The organism is Frankia umida (assembly GCF_023242945.1).
Lineage (GTDB): Bacteria > Actinomycetota > Actinomycetes > Frankiales > Frankiaceae > Frankia > Frankia umida.
In genome coordinates, this window is the sequence record NZ_JALKFT010000108.1 from 1 (window position 1) to 650 (window position 650).

Annotated in this window: 1 protein-coding gene; it reads right to left on the reverse strand. The window is 69.4% G+C overall.

What is annotated here, in order from left to right; translation table 11 throughout:
- On the reverse strand, positions 1-631 hold a 631-nt coding region (locus MXD59_RS25990), incomplete at its 3' end, for an acyltransferase domain-containing protein (protein ID WP_308301789.1).
- Positions 632-650 lie beyond the last annotated feature (19 nt).

The following is a 650-nucleotide window of genomic DNA, read 5'->3' on the forward strand; positions in this document are numbered from 1 at the left end:
CCGCGCTCGAATCCGCTGCCGCGTCGATGGTCTCCTGCATACCGACCGTCAACACCGGATGCGGACTGACCTCGACGAAAACACGACGACCGCTGTCCAGCAGACCCCGCACCACCGGCTCGAACAACACCGGCTCCCGCAGGTTCCGCGCCCAGTAGCCGGCATCCAACACCGTCTCTTCCACCGGCCCGCCGGTCACCGTCGAGAAGAACGGAATCTCCGGCACCCGCGGGGCGATATCGGCCAAAGCCGCCGTCAGCTCGTCCACAACATCGTCGACCTGCGCCGAATGCGACGCATAGTCCACCGCGATCCGCCGAACCCGGATCTCCTGCGTTTCACAACCGGCCAGGAACTCGTCCAACGCCTGCGGATCACCCGACACCACCGTCGACGACGGCCCGTTCACCGCCGCCACCGACACCTGTCCGCCCCACGACGCAAGCCGCTCCGCCACCTCCTCCGACGGCAACGCCACCGACGCCATCCCACCCCGACCCGACAACTCGGCCGCCACCAGCCGGCTGCGCACCGCCACCACCCGCGCCCCATCCTCAAGACCCAACGCCCCCGCCACACACGCCGCCGCGATCTCCCCCTGCGAATGCCCCACCACCGCCGACGGCACCACCCCGAACGACCCCCACAAC